The organism is Streptomyces cynarae (assembly GCF_025642135.1).
Taxonomy (GTDB): domain Bacteria; phylum Actinomycetota; class Actinomycetes; order Streptomycetales; family Streptomycetaceae; genus Streptomyces; species Streptomyces cynarae.
The window spans coordinates 5,916,535-5,939,679 of the sequence record NZ_CP106793.1 but is presented as its reverse complement, the minus strand read 5'-3'; the positions used below and the strand labels follow the sequence as shown (position 1 = coordinate 5,939,679).

Annotated in this window: 24 protein-coding genes and 1 tRNA gene; 1 reads left to right on the top strand and 24 read right to left on the bottom strand. The window is 70.2% G+C overall.

Annotated elements, in window-relative coordinates:
• Window positions 1-114 precede the first annotated feature (114 nt).
• The 14 genes from N8I84_RS27120 to N8I84_RS27055 all read right to left on the bottom strand — a co-directional run bounded on the left by N8I84_RS27120 (window position 115) and on the right by N8I84_RS27055 (window position 16,592).
• Window positions 115-1,356, bottom strand: coding sequence for a serine hydroxymethyltransferase (locus N8I84_RS27120; protein WP_263232104.1), 1,242 nt, complete (start codon window positions 1,354-1,356; stop codon window positions 115-117).
• 444 nt (window positions 1,357-1,800) lie between these two features.
• Window positions 1,801-2,460 (bottom strand): arsenate reductase/protein-tyrosine-phosphatase family protein, encoded by a 660-nt coding sequence (locus N8I84_RS27115; RefSeq protein ID WP_263232103.1) that lies wholly within the window; start codon window positions 2,458-2,460, stop codon window positions 1,801-1,803.
• 52 nt (window positions 2,461-2,512) lie between these two features.
• Window positions 2,513-3,160 carry an L-threonylcarbamoyladenylate synthase gene (locus N8I84_RS27110; RefSeq protein WP_263232102.1) on the bottom strand — a complete coding sequence of 216 codons (648 nt, stop codon included), beginning with the start codon at window positions 3,158-3,160 and terminating at the stop codon, window positions 2,513-2,515.
• Window positions 3,161-3,215: 55 nt separating this feature from the next.
• Entirely contained in the window at window positions 3,216-4,061 is an 846-nt protein-coding gene (gene prmC / locus N8I84_RS27105; protein WP_103838595.1) for a peptide chain release factor N(5)-glutamine methyltransferase, read from the bottom strand.
• A gap of 49 nt (window positions 4,062-4,110) precedes the next feature.
• Window positions 4,111-5,190 (bottom strand): peptide chain release factor 1, encoded by a 1,080-nt coding sequence (prfA, locus tag N8I84_RS27100; RefSeq protein WP_263232101.1) that lies wholly within the window; start codon window positions 5,188-5,190, stop codon window positions 4,111-4,113.
• A 134-nt stretch (window positions 5,191-5,324) separates the two neighbouring features.
• Window positions 5,325-5,546, bottom strand: coding sequence for a 50S ribosomal protein L31 (rpmE, locus tag N8I84_RS27095; RefSeq protein WP_103838593.1), 222 nt, complete (start codon window positions 5,544-5,546; stop codon window positions 5,325-5,327).
• 215 nt (window positions 5,547-5,761) lie between these two features.
• Window positions 5,762-6,901, bottom strand: a complete 1,140-nt coding sequence (locus N8I84_RS27090) for an LCP family protein (RefSeq protein ID WP_263232100.1) — start codon at window positions 6,899-6,901, stop codon at window positions 5,762-5,764.
• Between the two features lie 284 nt (window positions 6,902-7,185).
• The gene (gene rho / locus N8I84_RS27085; RefSeq protein ID WP_263232099.1) at window positions 7,186-9,180 is read right to left on the bottom strand and encodes a transcription termination factor Rho; all 1,995 of its coding nucleotides are present in this window, start codon (window positions 9,178-9,180) and stop codon (window positions 7,186-7,188) included.
• A 408-nt stretch (window positions 9,181-9,588) separates the two neighbouring features.
• On the bottom strand, window positions 9,589-10,506 hold the full coding sequence (thrB, locus tag N8I84_RS27080; protein WP_263232098.1) for a homoserine kinase: 918 nt from the start codon (window positions 10,504-10,506) through the stop codon (window positions 9,589-9,591).
• A 256-nt stretch (window positions 10,507-10,762) separates the two neighbouring features.
• Window positions 10,763-11,821 (bottom strand): threonine synthase, encoded by a 1,059-nt coding sequence (thrC, locus tag N8I84_RS27075; RefSeq protein WP_263232097.1) that lies wholly within the window; start codon window positions 11,819-11,821, stop codon window positions 10,763-10,765.
• Window positions 11,822-11,827: 6 nt separating this feature from the next.
• Complete coding sequence (locus N8I84_RS27070) at window positions 11,828-13,117, bottom strand: homoserine dehydrogenase (protein WP_263234901.1); 1,290 nt, start codon at window positions 13,115-13,117, stop codon at window positions 11,828-11,830.
• A gap of 164 nt (window positions 13,118-13,281) precedes the next feature.
• A complete protein-coding gene (gene lysA, locus N8I84_RS27065; RefSeq protein ID WP_263232096.1) occupies window positions 13,282-14,673 on the bottom strand; it encodes a diaminopimelate decarboxylase in 1,392 nt (463 codons plus the stop codon).
• A 16-nt stretch (window positions 14,674-14,689) separates the two neighbouring features.
• A complete protein-coding gene (nrtL, locus tag N8I84_RS27060) occupies window positions 14,690-15,769 on the bottom strand; it encodes an ArgS-related anticodon-binding protein NrtL (protein ID WP_263232095.1) in 1,080 nt (359 codons plus the stop codon).
• Between the two features lie 274 nt (window positions 15,770-16,043).
• A complete protein-coding gene (locus N8I84_RS27055; RefSeq protein ID WP_263232094.1) occupies window positions 16,044-16,592 on the bottom strand; it encodes a response regulator in 549 nt (182 codons plus the stop codon).
• 109 nt (window positions 16,593-16,701) lie between these two features.
• Here N8I84_RS27055 and N8I84_RS27050 point away from each other — a divergent pair.
• Window positions 16,702-16,773, top strand: a tRNA-Arg gene (locus tag N8I84_RS27050).
• Between the two features lie 545 nt (window positions 16,774-17,318).
• Here N8I84_RS27050 and N8I84_RS27045 read toward each other — a convergent pair.
• From N8I84_RS27045 to N8I84_RS27000, 10 genes are all read right to left on the bottom strand, one after another.
• Window positions 17,319-17,681: a hypothetical protein gene (locus N8I84_RS27045; RefSeq protein WP_263232093.1), complete on the bottom strand. Its 363-nt coding sequence runs from the start codon at window positions 17,679-17,681 to the stop codon at window positions 17,319-17,321.
• 273 nt (window positions 17,682-17,954) lie between these two features.
• A complete protein-coding gene (locus N8I84_RS27040) occupies window positions 17,955-18,263 on the bottom strand; it encodes a putative quinol monooxygenase (RefSeq protein WP_263232092.1) in 309 nt (102 codons plus the stop codon).
• A gap of 205 nt (window positions 18,264-18,468) precedes the next feature.
• Window positions 18,469-19,842 (bottom strand): tyrosine-type recombinase/integrase, encoded by a 1,374-nt coding sequence (locus N8I84_RS27035; protein WP_263232091.1) that lies wholly within the window; start codon window positions 19,840-19,842, stop codon window positions 18,469-18,471.
• Window positions 19,839-20,009: a helix-turn-helix transcriptional regulator gene (locus tag N8I84_RS27030; RefSeq protein WP_033275543.1), complete on the bottom strand. Its 171-nt coding sequence runs from the start codon at window positions 20,007-20,009 to the stop codon at window positions 19,839-19,841. Before N8I84_RS27030 ends, N8I84_RS27035 begins: the two co-directional genes overlap by 4 nt.
• Window positions 20,009-21,385 carry a replication initiator gene (locus N8I84_RS27025; protein WP_263232090.1) on the bottom strand — a complete coding sequence of 459 codons (1,377 nt, stop codon included), beginning with the start codon at window positions 21,383-21,385 and terminating at the stop codon, window positions 20,009-20,011. The genes N8I84_RS27030 and N8I84_RS27025 overlap by 1 nt, the downstream gene beginning before the upstream one ends.
• Before the next feature lie 93 nt (window positions 21,386-21,478).
• On the bottom strand, window positions 21,479-21,784 hold the full coding sequence (locus N8I84_RS27020; RefSeq protein ID WP_263232089.1) for a SpdD-like protein: 306 nt from the start codon (window positions 21,782-21,784) through the stop codon (window positions 21,479-21,481).
• A 19-nt stretch (window positions 21,785-21,803) separates the two neighbouring features.
• Window positions 21,804-21,959 (bottom strand): hypothetical protein, encoded by a 156-nt coding sequence (locus N8I84_RS27015; RefSeq protein ID WP_263232088.1) that lies wholly within the window; start codon window positions 21,957-21,959, stop codon window positions 21,804-21,806.
• Between the two features lie 15 nt (window positions 21,960-21,974).
• On the bottom strand, window positions 21,975-22,154 hold the full coding sequence (locus N8I84_RS27010; RefSeq protein WP_061927187.1) for a mobile element transfer protein: 180 nt from the start codon (window positions 22,152-22,154) through the stop codon (window positions 21,975-21,977).
• Window positions 22,155-22,170: 16 nt separating this feature from the next.
• A complete protein-coding gene (locus N8I84_RS27005) occupies window positions 22,171-22,866 on the bottom strand; it encodes a DUF2637 domain-containing protein (RefSeq protein ID WP_263232087.1) in 696 nt (231 codons plus the stop codon).
• A gap of 24 nt (window positions 22,867-22,890) precedes the next feature.
• A complete protein-coding gene (locus N8I84_RS27000; protein ID WP_263232086.1) occupies window positions 22,891-23,103 on the bottom strand; it encodes a hypothetical protein in 213 nt (70 codons plus the stop codon).
• Between the last annotated feature and the right edge of the window lie 42 nt (window positions 23,104-23,145).

Here is a 23,145-nt window from a genome sequence, read left to right as displayed (position 1 = left end):
AGGTCTCGCTGGGCGTCCTCAGCCCCACACCCTAGCTTCGCGTGCATATGGTTGAGGACTCACGGGTAGCGAAGATGGTTGCACGTGTGGCTGTGTATAACGCGCGCCTACCCCTCATCGCCCGGGATACGGCGGAAATCCCTCGGTGAGATCCCGCACTTTCTCGCGTGCCGTCCTGGCCTCCGTCTCCTGGCGCAGCACGGACGCGAACAGGGCCGCCACATACGCCATTTCGCCCTCGCCCATGCCCTGTGTCGTCAGCGCCGCGGTGCCCAGGCGCAGGCCACGGGCGTCGCCGTGCGGCAGCGCACAGCAGTCCAGGACCATCCCGGCGGCGGCGAGCAGCCCGCGCGCGCTGCGGCCGTCGACGCCCAGCGGCGCCGGATCGGCGATGATCAGATGCGTGTCGGTGCCGTCGGTGGTGATGTGCAGCCCCTCGGCGGCCAGTCCCGTCGCGAGCGCCCGGGCATTGGCGACCACCCGGTGGACGTACGCGGCGAAGGCGTCCGTCGCCGCCTCCCCGAACGCGACGGCCTTGGCCGCGATGGTGTGCATCTGCGCGCCACCCTGGGTGAACGGGAAGACGGCCCGGTCCACGCGCTCGGCCAGTTCGCTTCCGCACAGGATCATGCCGCCGCGCGGGCCGCGCAGGACCTTGTGGGTGGTGGCGCAGACGATGTCGGCGTACGGCACCGGACTGGGTGCCGCTCCCCCGGCCACGAGCCCGATCGGGTGCGCGGCGTCGGCGATGAGATACGCCCCCACCTCGTCGGCGACCTCCCGGAAGAAGGCGTAGTCGATGTGGCGCGGATAGGCGATCGACCCGCACACGATGGCCTTCGGGCGGTGCGTACGAGCCAGGGCGCGCACCTGCACATGGTCCATGAGCCCGGACTCCGCCTCGACGCCGTAGCCGACGAAGTCGAACCAGCGGCCGGAGAAGTTGGCGGGCGAGCCGTGCGTGAGATGGCCGCCGTGCGGCAGCCCGAGGGCGAGCACCGTGTCGCCGGGGCGGAGCAGGGCGGCGTACGCGGCGAGCATCGCCGACGATCCCGAGTGGCACTGCACATTCGCGTGCTCGGCACCGAAGAGTGCCTTGGCCCGCTCCACGGCGAGGCGCTCGGCGACGTCGACGATCTCGCACCCGCCGTGGTGCCGGGCGCCGGGGTATCCCTCGGCGTACTTGTTGGCGAGCGGGGATCCGAGGGCGGCGAGCACCGCCGACGAGCTGAAGTTCTCGGCGGCGATCAGCTGCAGGGTCGTCGACTGCCGTGCCAGCTCCCCGAGCAGGAGCTCGGCCATCTCGGGGTCCTGCCGCCGCAGGACATCGGCCTCGAGGGTGGGGATGACCGCCATGGTGAGCTCCCGGGCGACGACGGGGACGTAGCACCAATGTAGGCCGGGGGCGGCTGGGACGCCCGGTATTGGAGGCGCCTGGGACCTCGGGGCGTTCCGCGGCCACGACGACTGCGGCTTCGCCGGGGTCGACCGCGCAGTTCCGCGCACCCCTTGCGGGCGGCTTCAGCTGATGCGGCAGCCGCTGCGGGCAGTCGCGCCGCCGCAGCCCGCCGGGTGCGGACAGCCGCGCCGCCGCAGGCGCCATAGCCGCGGGCAGTCGTGCCTCCCCCAGGGCCTTGACGGCCTGAGGGACCCGCAGGGGCGGCACGGGTGGGGGCTGGGGGTACCCCCTGCTCGAAGAGCTCGGTCAGGCGCCCCGTAGCGCCGGGCCGCGCGACGTCGCCGCGGGCAACCGCGCCCCCGGGCACTGCACACCTCCGGGCGCCCGGAAGCCACGGCACCCTACGTCCGCGCAGGCACCCCCGTCAGCGCCGTCACCACCGGCTCCAGCGCCTGATGGATCTCGTCCCCGATCGACCGGAAGAACGGCAGAGGCGCCCCGTACGGGTCGTACACCTCGTCCGCCTCCGCCGTGGGCGCCAGCAGCCACCCGCGTAGAGCCGCCGCAGCGCGCACCAGCGCACGCGCACGCGCGACCACACCGTCCTCCAGGGGCGGCAGGGTGGCCGGGTCTATCGCGCGCACCAGCCGTGTGAACTCCTTCAGCGTGAACGTGCGCAGCCCCGCCGAGTGCCCCATGGAGATCACCTGCGCCCGGTGGTCCCGCGTGGCGGTCAGCACCAGGTCGGCCCTGATCACGTGCTCGTCCAGCAGTTCCCGCCCCACGAACCCGGAGGCATCCGCCCCGAAGTCAGCGAGGACCGCCTCCGCGTTCGCCTCCATGGGCGCGCCCTCATGGCCCCAGGTGCCCGCGCTCTCGACGATGACCCCGCCCCACAGCGGGTCGCCGAGCCGGTCCGCCAGGGCGTGCCGGGTCAGCCGCTCGGTGATCGGCGAGCGGCACACGTTGCCGGTGCTGACGTGGAGGATGCGGAAGGTGTCGCGGGGCGGACCCGGCTGTGCCGGGTCCCCCGTCTCGTCCCCGTTGCCTATGCCACGCATGGGGGTGCCCCCTGCTCGAGCGGAGTCGAGAGCTTGGGGGAGTCAGGGGCCGTCAATTCGCCACCTCGAGGTCGGGTACGACCTTGCGCAGCTCCTCCGGCGACAGGGCGCCCTCGCGCAGCAGCACGGGCACCTTGCCGGTGACGTCGACGATCGACGACGGCACGTTGCCGGGGGTGGGGCCGCCGTCCAGGTAGACGGAGACGGAGTCGCCGAGCATCTCCTGCGCGGCGTCGCACGTCTCCGGTGCCGGGTGGCCGGTGAGGTTCGCGGAGGAGACCGCCATCGGCCCGACCTCCGTCAGCAGCTCGATCGCGACCGGGTGCAGCGGCATCCGCACGGCGACGGTGCCCCGGGTGTCCCCCAGGTCCCACTGGAGCGACGGCTGGTGCTTGGTGACGAGCGTGAGGGCCCCCGGCCAGAAGGCGTCCACCAGCTCCCACGCCATCTCGGAGAAGTCCGTGACGAGGCCGTGCAGCGTGTTCGGGGAGCCGATGAGGACGGGCGTGGGCATGTTGCGGCCGCGGCCCTTGGCCTGGAGCAGGTCGGCCACGGCCTCCGCGGAGAACGCGTCGGCGCCGATGCCGTACACCGTGTCGGTCGGCAGCACCACGAGTTCGCCCCGGCGGACGGCGGACGCGGCCTCGCGCAGACCCGTCGCGCGGTCGGTCGCGTCGTTGGTGTCGTATCGCCGTGCCATTGTCAGCTGGCCTCCTCGTACACGTACTGCTGCGGGAAAAGAGTCTCGGGGATGCTCACGGCAGAGCCTTGCGGGCGGTCGCGAAGCGCGGGCGGTTGTTCAGGTCGGGGTGGTCGGCCGCGTCGGCCCAGCCCCGCTCCTCGGTGAAGATCCACGGCACCTGGCCGCCCTGGGTGTCGGCGTGCTCGATGACGACGACACCTCCGGGGCGCAGCAGCCGGTGCGCGGTGCGCTCGATGCCCCGGATGAGGTCCAGGCCGTCCTCGCCGGAGAACAGGGCCAGCTCCGGGTCGTAGTCCCGGGCCTCCGGGGCCACGTACTCCCACTCGGTGAGCGGGATGTACGGCGGGTTGGAGATCACGAGATCGACCTGTCCGTTGAGGTCCGGAAAGGCGTCCCGCGCGTCTCCCTGACGCAGGTCGACCCTGGAGCCCGCCATGTTCTTGCGGGTCCACTGCAGGGCGTCCTCGGACAGCTCCACCGCGTGCACGCGCGAGCGCGGCACCTCCTGCGCGAGGGCGAGCGCGATGGCGCCGGAGCCGGTGCACAGGTCCACGATGCACGGCTCGACGACGTCCATGGCCCGTACGGCGTCTATGGCCCAGCCGACGACCGACTCGGTCTCCGGGCGCGGCACGAACACCCCGGGTCCGACCTGGAGTTCCAGGTACCGGAAGTAGGCACGCCCGGTGATGTGCTGGAGCGGCTCGCGCTGCTCCCGGCGCGCGATGACCTCCCAGTAGCGGGCGTCGAAGTCCGAGTCCTTCACGGAGTGCAGCTCGCCCCGCTTGACGCCGTGCACGAACGCGGCGAGCTCCTCCGCGTCGTTGCGCGGCGAGGGCACGCCGGCGTCGGCCAGCCGCTGGGTGGCCTGGGCCACCTCCGCGAGCAGCAGGTTCACGCTGGTCCTCCGGTGCTGTCTACGGGCCTGGTGCGGCTGGTACGGAGCCTTACGCGGCGGCGGCGAGCTTGGCGGCCGAGTCCGCGTCGACGCAGGCCTGGATGACCGCGTCGAGGTCGCCGTCCAGAACCTGGTCCAGGTTGTACGCCTTGAAGCCGACGCGGTGGTCCGAGATGCGGTTCTCCGGGAAGTTGTACGTGCGGATCTTCTCGGAGCGGTCGACGGTGCGGACCTGGCTGCGGCGGGCGTCGGCGGCCTCCTTCTCCGCCTCCTCCTGCGCCATGGCGAGCAGCCTGGAGCGCAGGATACGCATCGCCTGCTGCTTGTTCTGCAGCTGGCTCTTCTCGTTCTGGCAGGAGGCGACGACGCCGGTCGGGATGTGCGTGATGCGCACCGCGGAGTCGGTGGTGTTGACGGACTGGCCGCCGGGGCCCGAGGACCGGTAGACGTCGATCCGGAGGTCGTTGGGGTTGATCTCCACGTCGACCTCCTCGGCCTCGGGGGTGACGAGGACACCGGCCGCGGAGGTGTGGATACGGCCCTGGGACTCGGTCGCGGGCACGCGCTGCACGCGGTGCACCCCGCCCTCGTACTTCAGCCGGGCCCACACGCCCTGGCCGGGCTCGGTGGCACCCTGGCCGCCCTTGGTCTTCACGGCGACCTGGACGTCCTTGTAGCCGCCCAGTTCGGACTCGGTGGCGTCGATGATCTCGGTCTTCCAGCCGACCCGCTCGGCGTAGCGCAGGTACATGCGCAGCAGGTCGCCGGCGAACAGGGCGGACTCGTCGCCGCCCGCGCCCGCCTTGATCTCGAGGATGACGTCCTTGTCGTCGCTGGGGTCGCGCGGGACGAGCAGCAGGCGCAGCTTCTCGGTCAGCTCCTCGCGCTGCTTCTCCAGCTCCTTGACCTCGGCGGCGAAGTCGGGGTCGTCGGCGGCGAGTTCGCGCGCCGTCTCGATGTCGTCGCCGGTCTGCTTCCAGGAGCGGTACGTGGCGACGATCGGGCCCAGCTCGGCGTAGCGCTTGTTCAGCCTGCGCGCGCCCGCCTGGTCGGCGTGGATCGACGGATCCGCGAGTTTCTTCTCCAGGTCGGCGTGCTCACCGACCAGTTCCTCGACCGCCTCGAACATCTCCGGCTCCCTGAAATGCCCCCTGCCCGGCCGGGGCATGGGGACGTGTGTACGACGAACAATGGCTGCACCGCAAAGCGCCGGCCCCGGTGCCCCCGGCGAAGGGGGCACCGGAGACCGGCGCTGTGGGCTCGCTACTTCTTGGCAGCGGCAGCCTTGCCGAAGCGGGCCTCGAAGCGGGCCACACGGCCACCGGTGTCGAGGATCTTCTGCTTGCCCGTGTAGAACGGGTGGCACTCGGAGCAGACCTCGGCCCGGATGGTGCCGGACTCGATGGTGCTACGGGTGGTGAACGACGCGCCGCAGGTGCAGCTGACCTGCGTCTCGACGTACGCGGGGTGGATGTCGCGCTTCAAGGTGTCTCCTAGTTTCCGGGAGGGCGCCGGGTCGCAGCCGCGGGATGCGGCAGCGTGAACCGGAGCCGACGTACCAGTCTGCCAGGACTGGCGCCATCCCCCAAAACCGGGGGCCGGGCTCGTGTATTCCCCACGGGTGGAGGGGTGGGCTCGCCTACTGGGGGGCACCTCGTCGCCGTGGGCTGGTGCGGGCTCGATGTGGTTCCTCGCGCACCTTACGGGGCGCTGACCACACCCTTGGCTTGGCCCGTGGCCGTCCCCTTCGTCGCCGCCGCCGGGATCGGCTGGTCGTTCTTCAGTGCGGTCCACATCAGCCGGGCCTTGGCCTCGTCCAGCAGGACCCGGTTCGGGTTCGCCGGGTCGTACTGGACCGGCATCGTCACCATGTTCATGTGGGAGGAGCTGATGCCCTTCAGCCCCTCGGCGAACGACGCCAGGTCCTTGACGGAGGCCAGGTCGGAGTCGGTGGTGACGGACTTCGTCGCGGTGTCGGCGAGGTCGTACAGCTTCTGGGGGCTGGTCAGCACGCCGATGTGCTCCACCTGGCTGACCAGGGCCTTGATGAACGCCTGCTGGAGCTGGATGCGCCCGAGGTCGGAGCCGTCGCCCACGCCGTGCCGGGTGCGGACCAGGCCGAGCGCCTGCTGCCCGTTCAGGGTGTGCGTGCCGGCCTTCAGGTCGAGGTGGCTGCTGCCGTCGTGGATGTCCTTGGTGGTGGTCACCTGGACGCCGCCGAGAGTGTCGATCAGTTTCTCGAAGCCGGCGAAGTCGACCTCGACGTAGTGGTCCATACGGATGCCGGTGATCGACTCGACGGTCTTCACGGCGCAGGTGGCGCCGCCGACGGAGTAGGCCTCGTTGAACATGGAGCCGCGGGCCGCGGCGTGCGTGACGCCCTTGGGGTCGGTGCACGCGGGCCGGTCGACGAGGGTGTCGCGCGGGATGGAGACGACGCTGGCCTGCTTGTGGCCCTTGTACAAGTGCACGATCATCGCGGTGTCCGAACGCCCGGTGCCGTCGTCGGTGCCGCCGCCCAGCTTCCTGTTGGCGCCGGAACGGGTGTCCGAGCCGAGGACCAGGATGTTCTCGGAGCCGTTGTCGACCTTCTGGGGCCGGTCGCCGCCGAGCGCCTGGTTGATGTCGACGCTCTTGATGTTGCCGTTGAGCTTGAAGTAGAGGTAGCCGGCGCCGGTGCCGCCGAGCAGCAGGATGCCCGCCGCACTCCATGCGGTGGCCAGGAGCGCCTTGCGTCCGGCGCTGCGGGGCTTGCGGCGGCGGCCCTTGCCGCCGCGGCGCGGGCCCGGCGTCGTGGCCTCGCCGGCTATGCCGGCGTCCGGCGTGCTCTCGGAAGGCATGTGCTCCTCAGTCCTGGCGGCCTCTCATTGGTCCATGGTCGCTCCGTTCGGTCGGACGGAGAAACCGGAGCAAGAGTTGCACAACGCTGAGTGTCCAGGACGTGGCCCGGCAAACACGCACGGTCACTTCGGGGTCGGTGGCACGGCGTTCACCTGCGGCTTCGCCCGTACAGGGGCGTAGTGGCCGTACCGCCCGCAATCAGTTCCTTGTGGCGTAAATCTCGCCAACGCACAGGGCCGTCCCGTCGGATACGACGGGACGGCCCTGTGCTGTGACGACCTGCTCAGTCCCCGTTGCCGGGCGCCGGGGTCGTCTTCTGGATCTGCATCAGGAACTCGACGTTCGACTTGGTCTGCTTCATCTTGTCGAGGAGCAGCTCGATCGCCTGCTGCTGGTCGAGGGCGTGCAGCACCCGGCGCAGCTTCCAGACGATGTTGAGCTCCTCGGCGCCGAGCAGGATCTCCTCCTTACGGGTACCGGACGCGTCCACGTCCACCGCGGGGAAGATGCGCTTGTCGGCGAGCTTCCGGTCGAGCTTGAGCTCCATGTTGCCGGTGCCCTTGAACTCCTCGAAGATCACCTCGTCCATGCGGGACCCGGTGTCCACCAGGGCGGTGGCGAGGATGGTCAGCGAGCCGCCGTCCTCGATGTTGCGGGCCGCACCGAAGAAGCGCTTCGGCGGGTACAGGGCGGTCGAGTCGACACCACCGGACAGGATGCGGCCGGAGGCCGGGGCGGCGAGGTTGTACGCACGGCCCAGACGCGTGATCGAGTCGAGCAGCACGACGACGTCGTGACCCAGCTCCACCAGGCGCTTGGCGCGCTCGATGGCCAGCTCGGCGACCGTGGTGTGGTCCTCGGCCGGGCGGTCGAAGGTCGAGGAGATGACCTCGCCCTTGACCGACCGCTGCATGTCGGTGACCTCTTCCGGACGCTCGTCGACGAGGACGACCATCAGGTGGCACTCGGGGTTGTTGTGGGTGATCGCGTTGGCGATCGCCTGCATGATCATGGTCTTACCGGTCTTCGGCGGGGCCACGATCAGACCGCGCTGGCCCTTACCGATCGGCGAGACCAGGTCGATGATGCGGGTGGTGAGGACACCGGGGTCCGTCTCCAGGCGGAGGCGGTCCTGCGGGTAGAGCGGGGTCAGCTTGTTGAACTCCGGGCGGCCGCGGCCGTGTTCGGGCGCCATGCCGTTGACGGAGTCGAGGCGGACCAGCGCGTTGAACTTCTCGCGGCGCTCGCCCTCCTTGGGCTGACGGACCGCACCCGTGATGTGGTCACCCTTGCGCAGGCCGTTCTTGCGGACCTGGGCGAGGGAGACGTACACGTCGTTCGGGCCCGGCAGGTAGCCGGAGGTCCGGATGAAGGCGTAGTTGTCGAGGATGTCCAGGATGCCCGCGACGGGGATCAGGACGTCGTCCTCGGCGAGCTGCGGCTCGGGCGCGATGTCGTCGCGGCCACGACGGCCACGGCGGTCGCGGTAGCGGCCGCGACGGCCCCTGCGTCCGCCGTCGAAGTCGTCGTCGTCCTGCGGACCGGTGTTGCGGTCCTGGCGGCCACCACCCTGCTGCTGGCCCTGCTGCTGACGGTCCTGGCGGCCGCCGCCCTGGCCCTGCTGCTGGTCGTCGCCCTTGCCGCGGCGGTCACGGTCACGGCCGCGCTCACGGCGGTCGCGGCGGCGGCCCTCGCCGCCGTCGCCGGCGTCGGCCTTGGCGCCGTCGCCCTGCGGCTGGGCCTGCTGGGGCTGGGCCGGGGTCTCGGCCTTCGCCTCGCTCTGCGCCTCGGCGGCGACCGTCTCGGGGCTGCCGGCCTCGGCGGTGGCGCGGCGCCGACGGCGCTCGACCGGGGCGTCGTCACCGGCTCCCTGGCCGGGGATCTCGATCTGCTGCGGGGCCACGGCCTGCTCGGGGGCCTTGTCGGCCTTGGCGGCCTTGGGCTCGGCCGCGGCGGCTTCGTCTCCGGTGCGAGTCCTGGAGGTGGCCCGGCGCTTGGGCTTGGTCTCGGTGGCGGTGTCGGCCTTGGCGGCCGGGGCGCCACCTCCCGCCTGCGCCTCCTTGATGACCTCGATCAGCTGGCTCTTGCGCATGCGCGCCGTGCCCCTGATGCCGAGGCCGGATGCGACCTGCTGTAGCTCGGCCAGCACCATGCCCTCGAGGCCGGTACCGCGGCGCCGCCGGGACCCGGCACCGGTGGCAGGCGCGGAGGCGTCCGTGGCGGGCGCGGCAGCGGTGTCCTCGACACGTGCGCCCATCAGATCGGTGGTGTCGCTCACGAAGGGTCCTTCCCTGGAGCGGACGTCGGCCTGTCTGGCTCGGCGACCGGTTGTGCTGTCCGGCTTCGGTCCGGTTTGTGTGAACCGTGCCGGTGCGGTGGTCCGCCAAAGCGGCGGAAGAGATTTCTGGTGATTGGCGCTTCCCGAAGCCGTGACACCCGGTTTTGTGTCGCGCGGCTCGGTCACGCCGATTCCGGAGCGTGCTCTGCAATCCGCTCAGTGTCCGCGTACGACGTATGGCTCAGGTACGTGATACGGAACACAGGGCAGCTTGGGAAGCTCCCGGAAGAATGTTGGTCCCGGACGGGGACACGAAGCACCTCGCCATGGCGGGGTCGGGTGCAGACTTGAGGTTAACACTACCGGATCCAACAAACATTCCCCCTCTCCAAATCCGGCAACCGTGTGTCAGGGCGCAAGCGGCAGCACGCTCGCTCCCTGGCTGTCCAGCTCCAGCCGGTTGGCGGCCCAGCCCTCGCCCGCCAGGTCGGCCACCTTGTCGGCGCTCGCGTCGTCGGCGAGCGCCAGGACCGTGGGGCCGGCGCCGGAGATCACCGCGGGGATGCCGTCCGCCCGCAGCCGCTCCACCAGCGCGGCGCTCTCCGGCATGGCCGGGGCGCGGTACTCCTGGTGGAGGCGGTCCTCGGTGGCGGGCAGCAGCAACTCGGGGCGCCTGGTCAGGGCCTCGACGAGCAGGGCGGCGCGGCCCGCGTTGGTGGCGGCGTCGACATGCGGCACGGTGCGCGGGAGCAGTCCACGCGCGGTCGCGGTCAGGACCGGCTTCCCGGGGACGAAAACCACCGGAACGATGGAATCGGCGGGGTCCATGCGGATCGCACGGGCGGCGCCGCGCTCCATCCAGGAGAGGGTGAATCCGCCGAGGAGACAGGCCGCGACGTTGTCGGGGTGACCCTCGATCTCGGTGGCGAGTTCCAGCAGCGCGGTGTCGTCGAGCCGGCTGTCGCCGCCTATGGTCACGGCGCGGGCCGCGACGATGCCGGCACAGATGGCGGCGGAGGAGGAGCCGAGGCCCCGGCCGTGCGGGATGCGGTTGGCGCAGACGATCTCCAGGCCGCGCGGCTGCCCGCCCAGCGCGTCGAAGGCGGCGCGCAGGGACCGCACGAGGAGATGGCTCTCGTCCCGCGGGAGGGTCTCGCTGCCCTCGCCCGCGATGTCGATGTGCAGCCCGGAGTCGGCCACCCGGACGACCACGTCGTCGTAGAGCCCCAGCGCGAGCCCGAGGGCGTCGAAGCCCGGACCGAGGTTGGCGCTGGTGGCGGGGACGCGCACCCGGACGGCGGCGGCGCGGAACGCTGGACCGGCCATCGCTCGTTGACTCTCCTTGAGCTGCGTGATCGTCGAATGACATTCGATGACGTACGGAGGACCCGAAGGCCGCGAAGGCGGCGCGGCACCACGGCACATGCGGCTGCGGCATATGCGGCGGGCGGGTTCAGTACAGCCTATCGAAGGAAGGTTCTGTGGCGACATAGGGCGCACAGGAGGCGCACGATGCGTGTCGTGCTGCCCCTGTGCCCCCTCTGTCGGTGCCCGTAAGGGTTATCCCCCGGGAGGGGCCTGATTACGCGAGGCCGAGCCGCTCGGCAGCGGTCGCCGCGTCGACCGGGACGGTGACCGGCTGCGGGGCGCCCGCAACGGCCCAGTCGGGGTCCTTGAGGCCGTTGCCGGTGACGGTGCACACGATCCGCTGCCCGGGGTCGACCTTGCCCTGCTCGGCCGCCTTCAGCAGCCCGGCGACGGACGCGGCGGACGCGGGCTCCACGAAGACACCTTCCTGCGCGGCCAACAACCGGTAGGCGCGCAGGATTTCACGGTCCGTCACCTCATCGATGAACCCGCCCGATTCGTCCCGCGCCTCGAGGGCGTACTTCCAGGACGCCGGGTTGCCGATGCGGATGGCGGTGGCGATGGTCGAGGGGTCCTTGACGACCTCGCCGCGCACGATCGGGGCGGAGCCGGACGCCTGGAAGCCCCACATGCGAGGGGTGCGCTCGGCGACGCCGTCGGCGGCGTACTCCTTGTAGCCCTTCCAGTAGGCCGTGATGTTGCCCGCGTTGCCGACCGGAAGGACGTGGATGTCCGGGGCGTCGCCGAGCATGTCCACGATCTCGAAGGACGCCGTCTTCTGACCCTCGATACGCACCGGGTTGACCGAATTGACCAGCGCCACGGGGTAGTTGTCGCTGAGCGCCCGGGCGAGGGTGAGGCAGTCGTCGAAGTTGCCGTCGACCTGGAGGATCTTCGCCCCGTGCACCAGGGCCTGGCCCATCTTGCCGAGCGCGATCTTGCCCTGCGGCACGAGCACGGCGGAGACCATGCCGGCGCGCACGGCGTAGGCGGCGGCAGAGGCGGACGTGTTGCCGGTGGAGGCGCAGATGACGGCCTTCGCCCCCTCCTCCTTGGCCTTGGAGATGGCCATGGTCATACCGCGGTCCTTGAAGGACCCGGTGGGGTTGGCGCCCTCCACCTTGAGATGGACATCACACCCGGTGCGCTCGGAGAGCACCTGCGCGGGCACGAGCGGCGTACCGCCCTCGCGGAGCGTGACGACCGGCGTGCTGTCGGACACCGGCAGCCGGTCCCGGTACTCCTCGATGATTCCGCGCCACTGGTGGGTCATTGCTGGTTACTCTCCTTCAACCCGCATGATGCTGGCGACACCCCGCACGGTGTCGAGCTTGCGCAGCGCCTCGACGGTCCCGCTGAGCGAGGCGTCGGACGCTCGGTGGGTGACGACGACGAGGGACGCCTCGCCGTCCTTCCCCTGCTGACGAACCGTATCGATCGAGACGTCGTGCTCGGCGAAGACGGTGGCGACCTGGGCGAGAACGCCCGGTTTGTCGGCGACGTCCAGGCTGATGTGATACCTGGTGACGACGTCGCCCATGGGCGACACCGGCAGGGCGGCGTACGCGGACTCGCCGGGCCCGGTGGCGCCGCTGAGCCGGTTGCGGCACACCGCGACGAGATCGCCGAGAACGGCGGAGGCCGTCGGCGCACCGCCGGCGCCCGGACCGTAGAACATGAGCTGACCGGCGGCGTCGGACTCCACGAAGACGGCGTTGTACGCGCCGCGCACGGAGGCGAGCGGGTGGGTCAGCGGAATCATGGCGGGGTGCACGCGCGCGGTGACCGAGCCCCCGTCGGCGGCCCGCTCACAGATGGCGAGCAGCTTGATGGTGCAGCCCATCTGCTTGGCGGAGGCGAAGTCGGCCGCGGTGACCTCGGTCATGCCCTCGCGGTAGACGTCGTCGAGACGCACGCGCGTGTGGAAGGCGATCCCGGCGAGGATGGCGGCCTTGGCGGCCGCGTCGAACCCCTCGACGTCGGCGGTGGGGTCGGCCTCCGCGTACCCCAGGGCGGTGGCCTCGTCGAGGGCCTCCTGGTACCCGGCGCCGGTGGAGTCCATCTTGTCGAGGATGAAGTTGGTCGTCCCGTTGACGATGCCGAGCACCCGGTTGACCTTGTCACCGGCCAGGGACTCGCGCAGCGGCCGGATCAGCGGGATGGCACCGGCGACGGCGGCCTCGTAGTACAGGTCCTTGCCGTGCTCCTCGGCGGCCGCGTGGAGGGCGGCCCCGTCCTGGGCGAGGAGGGCCTTGTTCGCGGAGACGACCGAGGCGCCGTGGTCGAAGGCGGTGGTGATGAGGGTCCGGGCGGGCTCGATCCCGCCGATCACCTCCACCACCACGTCGATGTCCCCCCGTTTGACGAGGGCGGTGGCGTCGGTGGTGACGAGGGCGGGGTCGATGCCCTCCCGGACCTTGGAGGGCCGCCGCACGGCCACGCCCGCGAGCTCCACGGGCGCGCCGATCCGAGCGGCGAGGTCGTCGGCGTGCGTCGTCATGATGCGCGCCACCTCTGAGCCGACAACCCCACAGCCCAGCAGCGCCACCTTCAGCGGACGCGTACGCATCATCCGACCTCGTTTCCTCATGCGGTCTACGGTTCGACCAGTCTCACTCACCGGACGGGAGTTTCTGCCCTTGGTCCGGATCGTGAGACGTTTATTTCATTTTGTCGGCGGCGGAAGACCGGAAGATCTTCCGCCGTGTCCGTGGGCTCGTCACGCGGTGCGCCTCACCCGACGTCGAGACGCAGCAGGTCGTCCTCCGTCTCACGGCGGACGATGACCCGGGCGTCTCCGTCGGCCACGGCGACGACGGGCGGGCGGAGCGCGTGGTTGTAGTTGCTGGCCATGGACCGGCAGTAGGCGCCGGTGGCAGGTACGGCGATGAGGTCACCGGGCGCCAGATCGGCGGGCAGGAAGGCGTCCCGCACCACGATGTCCCCGCTCTCGCAGTGCTTGCCGACGATGCGGACCAGCATCGGCTCCGCGTCCGAGGTGCGCGAGGCCAGACAGACGCTGTACTCGGCGTCGTAGAGCGCGGTGCGGATGTTGTCGGACATGCCGCCGTCGACGGAGACATACGTACGCAGTCCCTGGAGCGGCTTGATGGTGCCGACCTCGTAGAGGGTGAAGGCGGTCGGCCCGACGATGGCACGGCCCGGCTCGACGGAGATACGGGGCGTGCGCAGACGGGCGCCCTCGCACTCGCGCGAAACGATCTCGGTGAGGGCCTTGGCGATCTCGTGGGGCTCACGGGGGTCGTCGTCGCTGGTGTAGGCGATGCCGAGGCCGCCGCCGAGGTCGATCTCGGGCAGCTCGACACCGTGCTCGTCGCGAATGTCCCTGAGCAGCCCCACAACCCGGTGGGCGGCGACCTCGAACCCGGACATGTCGAAGATCTGCGACCCGATGTGGGAGTGGATCCCGATGAGTTCGAGCCCGTCGAGCTGAAGGGCACGGCGTACGGCTTCGGCGGCCTGACCGTCGGCGAGCGGGATGCCGAACTTCTGGTCCTCGTGGGCGGTGGCGATGAACTCGTGGGTGTGCGCCTCGACGCCGACGGTCACGCGGATCTGGACGCGCTGCCGCTTGCCCATGGACGAGGCGATGTGCGCGACCCGCACGATCTCCTGGAAGGAGTCGAGGACGATCCGCCCGACACCGGCTTCGACGGCCTTGGTGATCTCCTCGACGGACTTGTTGTTGCCGTGGAAGGCGATGCGGTCGGCGGGCATACCGCCGGCGAGGGCGGTGGAGAGCTCACCACCGGAGCAGACGTCGAGGTTGAGCCCTTCCTCGTACAGCCAACGCACGACGGCGCGGGACAGGAACGCCTTCCCGGCGTAGAACACGTCGGCGTCCGGCCCGAAGGCGGTACGCCACGCGCGGGCGCGGGTCCGGAAGTCGGCCTCGTCGATGAAGTAGGCCGGGGTGCCGAACCGCTCGGCGAGCGTCTTGACGTCGATACCGCCGACGGTGACGACACCGTGCGCGTCACGCGTGACGGTCTGCGCCCACACCTTGGGGTCGAGGGCGTTGAGGTCGGTTGGCGGGGCGGAGTAGTGGCCCTCGGGCAGGACGTCGGCGTGGCGGGGCCCGGCGGGGTGCGCGGAACGGCTCATGACTGGTCAGGCTCTCTCACAGGTAATCGGGTGCACTGATACCGAGCAGGGACAGGCCGCCGGCCAGCACCGTCCCGGCGGCTTCGGCGAGAGCGAGCCGGGCGCGGTGGGCGGCCGAGGGTTTCTCCTCGCCGAGCGGAAGAACGGTGTGCTGAAAGGCGAGCAGTCCGTCGGCGACGGCGACGAGGTGCCGGGCGAGCCGATCGGGCGCACGGTGGGCGGCCGCCTGGGCGAGGGCGGTGGGGTACTCGGCGAGGGCGCGGGTGAGGGGCGCGGCGGTCGCGTCGGGTACGTCGCCGGGGGCGGCGGTGAAGTCCAGTCGTGCGGCGTTGCGGACAAGGGCGCGGGCGCGGGAGTGGGCGTAGCGGACCCGGAAGAGGGGGTTGCTCTCGCGCTGGAGGAGATGGTCGGCCGTGATCCGGGGCCGGTCGTGGGCGGCGGGGTGGAGAAGGGCCCAACGGGCGGCGTCGGGTCCGAGCGGGGTGGGGTCCTCGGGCGCGGGAACGGGCCGGAGATCGACGGGTTCACCGGGACGCGCATGATCGACCTCGGCGCGTCCGCCCTGGGTGGCGATGATCCGCACGAGGGTGTCGGCTACGACTTCGGCGCGGATGTCGTAGGGGATGCGGAGGGGGATGACGGCGCCGTCGAGGACGTTGCTGTGGCCGTAGGTGTTGTTGTGGCGATGGGTGTCGCTGTGGCAATCGGTGTTGCTGTGGCGATGGGTGTCGCTGTGGCAATCGGTGTTGCTGTGGCGATCGGTGTTCTTGTGGTCGTCCAGGATCTGGCGGACGAGGGCGGCGGTGGCGGTGCCCTGGTCGAGGTGGATGTTGAGGAAGCCCGGCCCGGTGATCTCGACATCGGCGACGCCGACGGTGTCACGGAGGTGGGGCCGGAGAATCTCGGCGACCTGTAGGGCCGGACGCCCGGCGGGACGGGCCAACTGAAGGGCGATGTTGGTGGCGTAGTCCCCACGCCCACCGGGCCCGGGCGGAGTGACCACCGCACGTGCGGGCACCGGCACACTGAGTTCCCCCACGTCAATGGCACGACGCACCGCGTGCAGCACGGTACTGGACAGCTCGACGGGGGTCACGGGGACAAGGGTAGGGGAGGAGGGGGGTGGGTAGGCGAGTTGTTTCCGCTGGGGTCCGGGATGTGGACGGGGGTGGTGGGGCGGGGGTGCATTTGGGCGGTTTGGTTGCCTGGCGGGGCTGGGGGGCGGCTCGGTTGCCCGGCGGGCCTGCGGGGCGGCTCGGTTACCCAGCGGCCTGCGTGGCAGTTCAGTGGCTTGCGTGGCGGCTCGGTTGCCCGGCAGGCATGTCTGGTGGCTCGCGGTTGCCGGGGGTGGCGTGCGGGGAGGGGTTGCCTCAGCCGCCCGGCTGCCCGGCGTGGGGGGCGTGCCCGGCGGGCTCGACGCGATCTGCGGCACCGGAGTCGGACGCGCCGTGGAGGTCTCGACCGCTCTGCTGCTGGTGGTGCCGGCCGACCTGAGGACCGCGCTCGAGCAAGTCCTTCACGAGCTGGACGAGTTCGGACGGCTCGAAGGGCTTGGCGAGAAAGGCGTCGACGCCGACATCGAGGCCGCTCTCGACCTCGGACTGCGAACAGGCACTGATGATGGCGAGGGGCAGCTTCCGGGTCCGCGGATCGGCACGAAGCCGCGCTGCCGTCCGCAACCCGTCGAGCCGAGGCATGACGACGTCCAGGGTGACGACATCGGGCCGCACCTGATGCACGACGTCCAGACACTCGGCACCGTCGGCGGCGGTCACGACCTCGATACCCTCCAGCTCGAGGTTGACCCTGATCAGCTGCCGGATGACCTTGTTGTCGTCCACAACAAGCACCCGGCCGGACGCGCCTGGCACAACTCGAGAGTAGGTCGCCCCAGGGGGCCGCGTCCGGGTTTTCCCCACTTCCGCCCCGTCCGGGCGAGCCGCGACGCCGGAGCCCCCAGCAAACGGTTCATGACCACCACGAAGGAGCTGGTAGGGTTCTACCCGTCAGCGCAGCAGCGCGAGACACGCCCCCGTAGCTCAGGGGATAGAGCAACGGCCTCCGGAGCCGTGTGCGCAGGTTCGAATCCTGCCGGGGGCACCCTGTATGAGGTGCCCAGAGACCCCGTCACCAGCGGAAACGCTGAGGCCGGGGTCTTCGTGTTTGTGCAGGCGTATGCCGCCCGAAGCGGCCGCATGTCGGCGTCTGTGGACTATTCGTGGACAGGATCTTGAGGCGTCTGCCCAGGTCAGCCCCGGCAAACGGCAAGGCCCCGGACAAGCCCAGGGGCCTGAGGGTCGGTTGATCGGCGGTGACCCCCAGCAGCCGATCTCGGTCGGCTGACCGTTGCGGTAGAGCACAGTGCAGCGGCCGCGCCCTGAGGGCAAAAAACAGTCCCCGGTAGTACTGCGCGTGTCCTGAAGCTTCAGTCGTCACTGTCGCCTCGGTATCGCGCCGGCTTGCCGGGGGCCTGAACCACATCCTGTCCAAGTCACTACGCCGACTAGACGTCCTCATCGACTTTGCAACTCTTTCGGTGTTATGGCCTACTAACCACGATGCACACCAGGCGCCACGAGTCAATAGTTTTTTCGGTAAGTTTCAGAGGAAACCTCCCGCGATCACCTTCGACTGTGGCATCCGGCTCATCCGAGCACAACATGAGCACGGCAGTGCAGCGCCCACCGAGTGGAGCATGTGGGAGTCAGGTCCAGGACGACCCGCTTAACAATAGTGATCTGGGGGGCAGGGGGCCAGCCGGGGTACGAATCGGGGTAGTACGAATTGGGCTGCCATTCGGGGTACGGATACGAATCGGTATCGCCCTTGTCGCCCTTGCCGTGGTCGCCGTGACCGTCGTGAGCTGCGATCGTGGTTGCGGTGCCGGTGTGCGGTGTCGTCGTAGCGGCGAATGCGCTGGTGGGCAACAGCGTGCCTCCCGCAGCCAGGGCGGTCGAGGCGGCGAGCACCAGAAGATGCCGCGTCCGAGAGGTGTGCGTCGTTGTCATGAGAAGCTCCCTGAGCTCGAACTTTTCTACCTCGTTCGAGCGTTGGGGTTTTCCCTGTCTCTGTCATGTCGCGGATGTTCGTGACTTGACAGCTGCACGCGGGTCTGAGTTCGGAGCCGAAGCGCTGCCCGCAGATCTCCAGGTGGTGTTCGCGACACACCTCCGACACACTCAGATCGCGGCTCTCCTGATCACCTGCAACAACACGCCGCAGTCAGGAGCCGGTGAGGCCGTAGACCGCCACCGGCCAGAGGCCTCGCTGGCCGATAGCGCTCAGTACTCCACACCCTTGCCAGAGACGAAGTCCAGTCGGTCAACCTCCGTGGCGGAGACGTACTTGTCCCGCTCGGAGAGGAAGGCACGTACGTAGTCCTTCGACTCGTGCTCATCGAAAGCCGCCTTGTCCCGATAGAGCTCGTAGAACGCGCGCTGCAAGGGACGGCCATCAACACGGTGTACTGCGTAAATCACCGTCGCAGGCTCGTTCGCCCGGATCTGCTCACCAGTCCGTGCCACCAACTCATCAAACGCGGTCGCCGCCGCTTCGTCCTTGCAGGTGAATCGCACAAACAGCCCGAACATGCCAAGTCCCCTCTCCATCGGCATCCGGTCGGCGCCTGTCCATCATGATGCCCACGCAGGACGCCCCTCCGTTCAACACGGCCGGGAGTTCACGGGGAGATCAGAGATGGTGCGTGGGCAAGCGTGTGCATCGTCCCGGGAGCCCCGAGCAAGGCGAAGGTCCCCGGACTGATCCGGGGACCTATGAGTGAAGCAACACCCGTGCTCACTCGTATTCGCGCAATAGCTCTTCGATCTTGCGGTTGGCGATGTCCTGCCGTCCATCGATGCACTTGGCGTAGCGGCTCAACAGGACCTCAACACTGTTGCCAGCGCGTTCGGCGACCTCGGTGGGATCCACCCCGGAGTTGAGCCAGGTCGACAGGGCCGAGTGCCGGAGATCGTACGGCCGAGCAGCGAGCGGGGAGGCGACCGCGGCCGGCGGGAGCGCCAACGCACGGGCCTCCTGCCAGACGCGGTAGTACGTCGAGGAGCCGACCACTCCCCCGCGCTCGTTGGCGAACAGCCGCCCGTCCTCGGCGGTGCCGAAGGTGGCGAGGTGCTGCCGGAGGATGGCGACGAGCTGCGGCGGAATCGGTACGGGTCGGACCTCCTCCGCCGGTCGGTTCTTCAGGCCTCGGTCGTCGTGGGTCTCGCCTGAGTCTGTCCACTGCTTGCCGACACTGGGGCGCGTCCGGTGCAGGAGTGCCGTCCCCCAGCCGCTTTCGGGCAGCTTCAGGTCTGCGCTGGTGAGGCCGATGGCCTCAGCCGGGCGCAGAGCGCCGTAGTACATGCAGGCGAACAGGCCGACGAGTCGGCGACCACGCGCGCGGCCGTACCCGCCAACGTACGAGACCGCAGTCAGCAGGGAACGAGCCTGCTCGGGATTGGCGACCACCCGAGGATCGACCTCCCCGGCGACCTTCGGCTTCTTCCAGCGGATGCCCGTAATCGGGTTCTCCTTGAACTCCCCGAGGTCCACCGCGTAGTGCATCGCGTTGACGAGTGTCCGACGCTTACGCCGGACGGTCTCCGCGGCCGCCGCCGTCCCGTCGAGCTTCAGCTTGAGCGAGTCCAGGACGGCCCTGCCGATCGCGGCGTCACCGAGGTCCGAGAGCGGGCGCGACGCCTTGGCCACCCAGTGCAAGGTGTTCGCGATCTCGGTCGGCAATTCGCGCTCGTCCGGAGCGGGAAGGACGAAGGCCCAGCTGCGGAGCGCCTTCCTGATCAGTTCCTCGGACGGCTGCCCCGGGCGATCGTCGAGAAGGGCCATCGTTACGGCGGTCAGGGCCTCATTGATCCCGTTGCGCGTGTTCGGCGCTGCGTGAGGCCACTTCATGGCCAAGTACTTCAGAGCGAAGGCGTACCAGGTCATGGAAGCTGCCTTCTCGACCATCGAGTCGGGCAGCCCTGTGGCCGTGTCGAACTCTTCGCCGGCATGCGCGGCACGGAGCAACTTGGACCGGTAATGGTCCGCGAGTGCTTTGGTCCGGAACTGCTCGGAAAACACGTTCCCGGCGACCGTCCATCGGACGTCGTAGGACGACTTCTTGGTGTTCCTCTTCCGGACGCCCCACACCTTCACATCGAGAGACTTCATGCCGCCGCCTCCAACTGCCGCAGCCACGTGGTGAAGTCACTCCGCCACACCCGGAGCTCCCCGTTGGGCAGCTTGAAGGCTGCGGGACCCTGGCCCAGCTCCCGCCAGCGGTAGAAGGTGCGGCGGGAGACTCCGCCCAGCTCGGCGAGGATCTGCGGGACAGTCATCAGTTCGTCTCGTCGGCGGTCCACACCGAGTCTCCTTCCGTTTCGTCATTCGTCAGGCCCGCGGATGGCGGGGTGCCGTGGGTGATGAGGGCTTCCGCAGCAGTCAGCCCAGTACCGGCGAAGCGCCAGTGGGAGAGGACGAGGACGGTGTCCGGGTCGGGCAGCGGGTGGCCGGCCTCTACCGCGCGCTGGCGGGCCAGGGCTTCGTTGTGGTCGGCGCGTTCCTGGCGGAGGGCGCCGAGGGTGACGGAGTAGGCGCGGGACTTGGTCGAGAAGTGGCCGCGGAAGCCGAGCATGTGGGCCCACTTGCGCAGGCGCAGGGCTTCCAGCTCGGGAAGGCCGCCGAGGTGCCAGCAGGTGAGGATCATCTGCCGGGCGTGGTCGGTGACGCCGGAGCCGATCAAGTCGGTGATCGGGTTCCGGATGGGCCGGTCCAGGGTCCCCGCGCTCTCGGCGCCCTTGGTGGCGTACTTGGCGATGTAGGCCGCCACGGCGCGGCTGGACAGTTCCGAGGTGCCCGCGAAGTCGGCGGAGCGGATGGGGCGGATGTCGAGCTGTTCACCGAAGCGGAAGGCGTACGTGCGGCCGTCGACGACGGGGCCGGGGGTCTCGGCGAGGCGGGCCGCGGAGCGGATCGCGTCGGTGAGCAGTTCCGTGGTGGCCCAGGCCGGTGGCGTGTCCTCGGCGCCGTCCGGGCCGTCGAGGCGGATGACGGCGTGGAAGTGGACGGCGCCGCGCCGCTGGTACTCGGCGACCTTGGCGTACGAGACCTTGAGGCAGTGGCGCAGTGTCGAGCGCTTGATGCCCGCGCGGGAGGCGAGTTGCTGGCGCAGGTAGGTGGTGAATCGGCCCCAGAGCGCCCCGGCGTGCGCGTTCCACAGGACAGCCGCGCGGTAGTCGTACCGTTCCGGGTCGAGCGGTGTGCCCAGAGCCGGGTCGTCGTCGGAGTGGAGCCGCCCACAGCGGCAGCGACCGCCGCCGGGCCGGTTGTGCACGGGGCCGAAGGACGGGGCGGTGAAGGTAGCGAACACTCGGGGGTGTTGGGCGACGGCCGGACCGATGCCCTTGCCACCGCTCAGACCGGCTGTGACGAGGTGGAAGGTGTCCTTGCGGTACACCTCGGCGCAGGCGGCGCATCGGGTGGCCCGGCGGTTGTTGCAGCGGATGAGGAGCTGTCCGGCCGGAAGGTCGCGGTCGGCGATCTCATGCACGATCTCACCGGTGGCGGCGTGGACGTCGAGCCGGTGGCCCTCCAGCCGTATGGGCCGCTCGCAGCCGCCGAGGCGCTGGATCTGCCGGGCATAGGCACTGAGGTCGCCGTGCCAGGCCAGGCTTGCCAGGTGGCGGATGGCTCCGATGGGAGCCGGGGGACGCATGTGCAGATTCCTCCTTCGGAGTGCGGAGTTCAGGAGCCCGGCTTGTCAAGGGGGCTAGACAGTGTGGGCAGGCCGGGCGGTGAGCCGGTGAGGTCAGCGGCGGCTGAGGATGAACCGGACGACGACGGCGCACACCGCCACCGAGGCGGCGGTGACGGCGACGGCCAGGAGCATGGAGACGAGGACGGCACCGACGACCAGGACCACGGCGGTGCCGCCGCCGACGAGGGCGAGCGCGGTGCTGGGGGTGACCTGGACAACCGGTCGGGACGGCGCCTGCGTGATGGAAGCAAGCGGCGGAGTCTGGGCCGCAGGAGTGATGGCGGTCGGCTCGACGACAGCGGGTGAGGTGGCCAGGCCGGTGGGCTGAGGCATGGTGGGGATCTTCGGCCGGAACATGGACTCTCTCCCTTCGCGGTTACTTGACGGCGGTGTTGATGACAGGGGCGAGCACGCTGTCTGCGAGGAGGTAGCCGCCGAGGAGCAGCACGGCGACGAGCCACCAGGGCGGGCGGATGAGCTTGACGCCCAGGACCCCGATGCAGAGCAGGGCGAGCCAGAGGGGGACGTGCATGGCGGTGCTCTCCTGTCAGGCCGGGCAGCGGTGGGTGCGGGCGGCGAGTTCGGCGGCGGCACGGCTGTCGTACTCGGCGGAGAAGTCGCAGCGAGGCGCGGTACAGGCGGCGAGGTGGCGGTTTCTGCCGCGGTCGACGTAGGAGGCGACGTTGACGGGGCCGATGCGGCGGACGTTACGGAAGCGCCGGTTCATGGTGGTTACTCCTCCTTCAGAGGTGAGCGGCGACGGACGCGGTCATGGACGGGGGCAGGCCCAGCCGGGCGCGTACGGTGTCCGGATCGGCGGGGCGGCCGGTGGACGAGCGGTGTTCCTCGGCCAGGGCCCGGACCCGCTCGACTAGGGCGGGCGGTAGGGGGACGGCGGGAACGGGTGCCGGGGTCGGAGCGGCGACCGGTTCGGCGGCGGGTTCGGGGTCAGTGGACGGTGCCGGAAGCCGCTCCCGGTCGGGCGTGTCGAGGGCGGCCGGGGCGGGGTGCCGCTCCTCGTCCGTGTTCGTCGGCGAGACCGGGGCCGCCCGCGCTTCCGGCTCGTGCGGTGCGTGGGCCAGGAGCGTTCCGCCGAAGAAGGCGACGGCGGGCCAGCCTGCGACCACTACCCGGAGCGAGGCGGGGACGTGGTCCAGGTCGAGGAGTCCGGCGGTGGCGACGTTGGCGCCGAGGGATGCAGCCAGGGCCACCAGGAACCAGAGCCGCGGTCCCCCGGCCGACTGCCCCGCTCGCTGCTGCCCGCGCATCCGGCGCCAGGCGGCAACCAGCAGCAGGTCGACACTGACCGGGTAGGCCCACGCCTTCCAGCCGCCCTGTCCGGCCGCCGCGGCGAGGTCGTGCAGGTGGGAGAAGGACAGGGCGCCCGCGATGACGGCCTGGACGATCACGGCGTCCACTCGGGCAAGGTGGGCACGCATCGGCTCGGGTTCCCTTCCGTGCGATCAGTTGGGGGTCTTGAGCGCGTCGGCACGCTCACGGGCGAGGCGGGCCACCTCGGCGGTTTCGTCGTCTCCGGGCGTGTGGGCAGCGATGCGTTCCAGCAGGTCCGCCTTCCGGTCCATGAGATCGGCGTAGCCGGCGGAGGTGGGGTCCCACCGGAACGCGGCCAGGTCGGCGATGAGTGCGCTCACCTCGGAGATGGAGGGGCGGGACATAGGTGCTCCTTCCGGTTTTTGGCATGGCAGGGGTAGGGACTT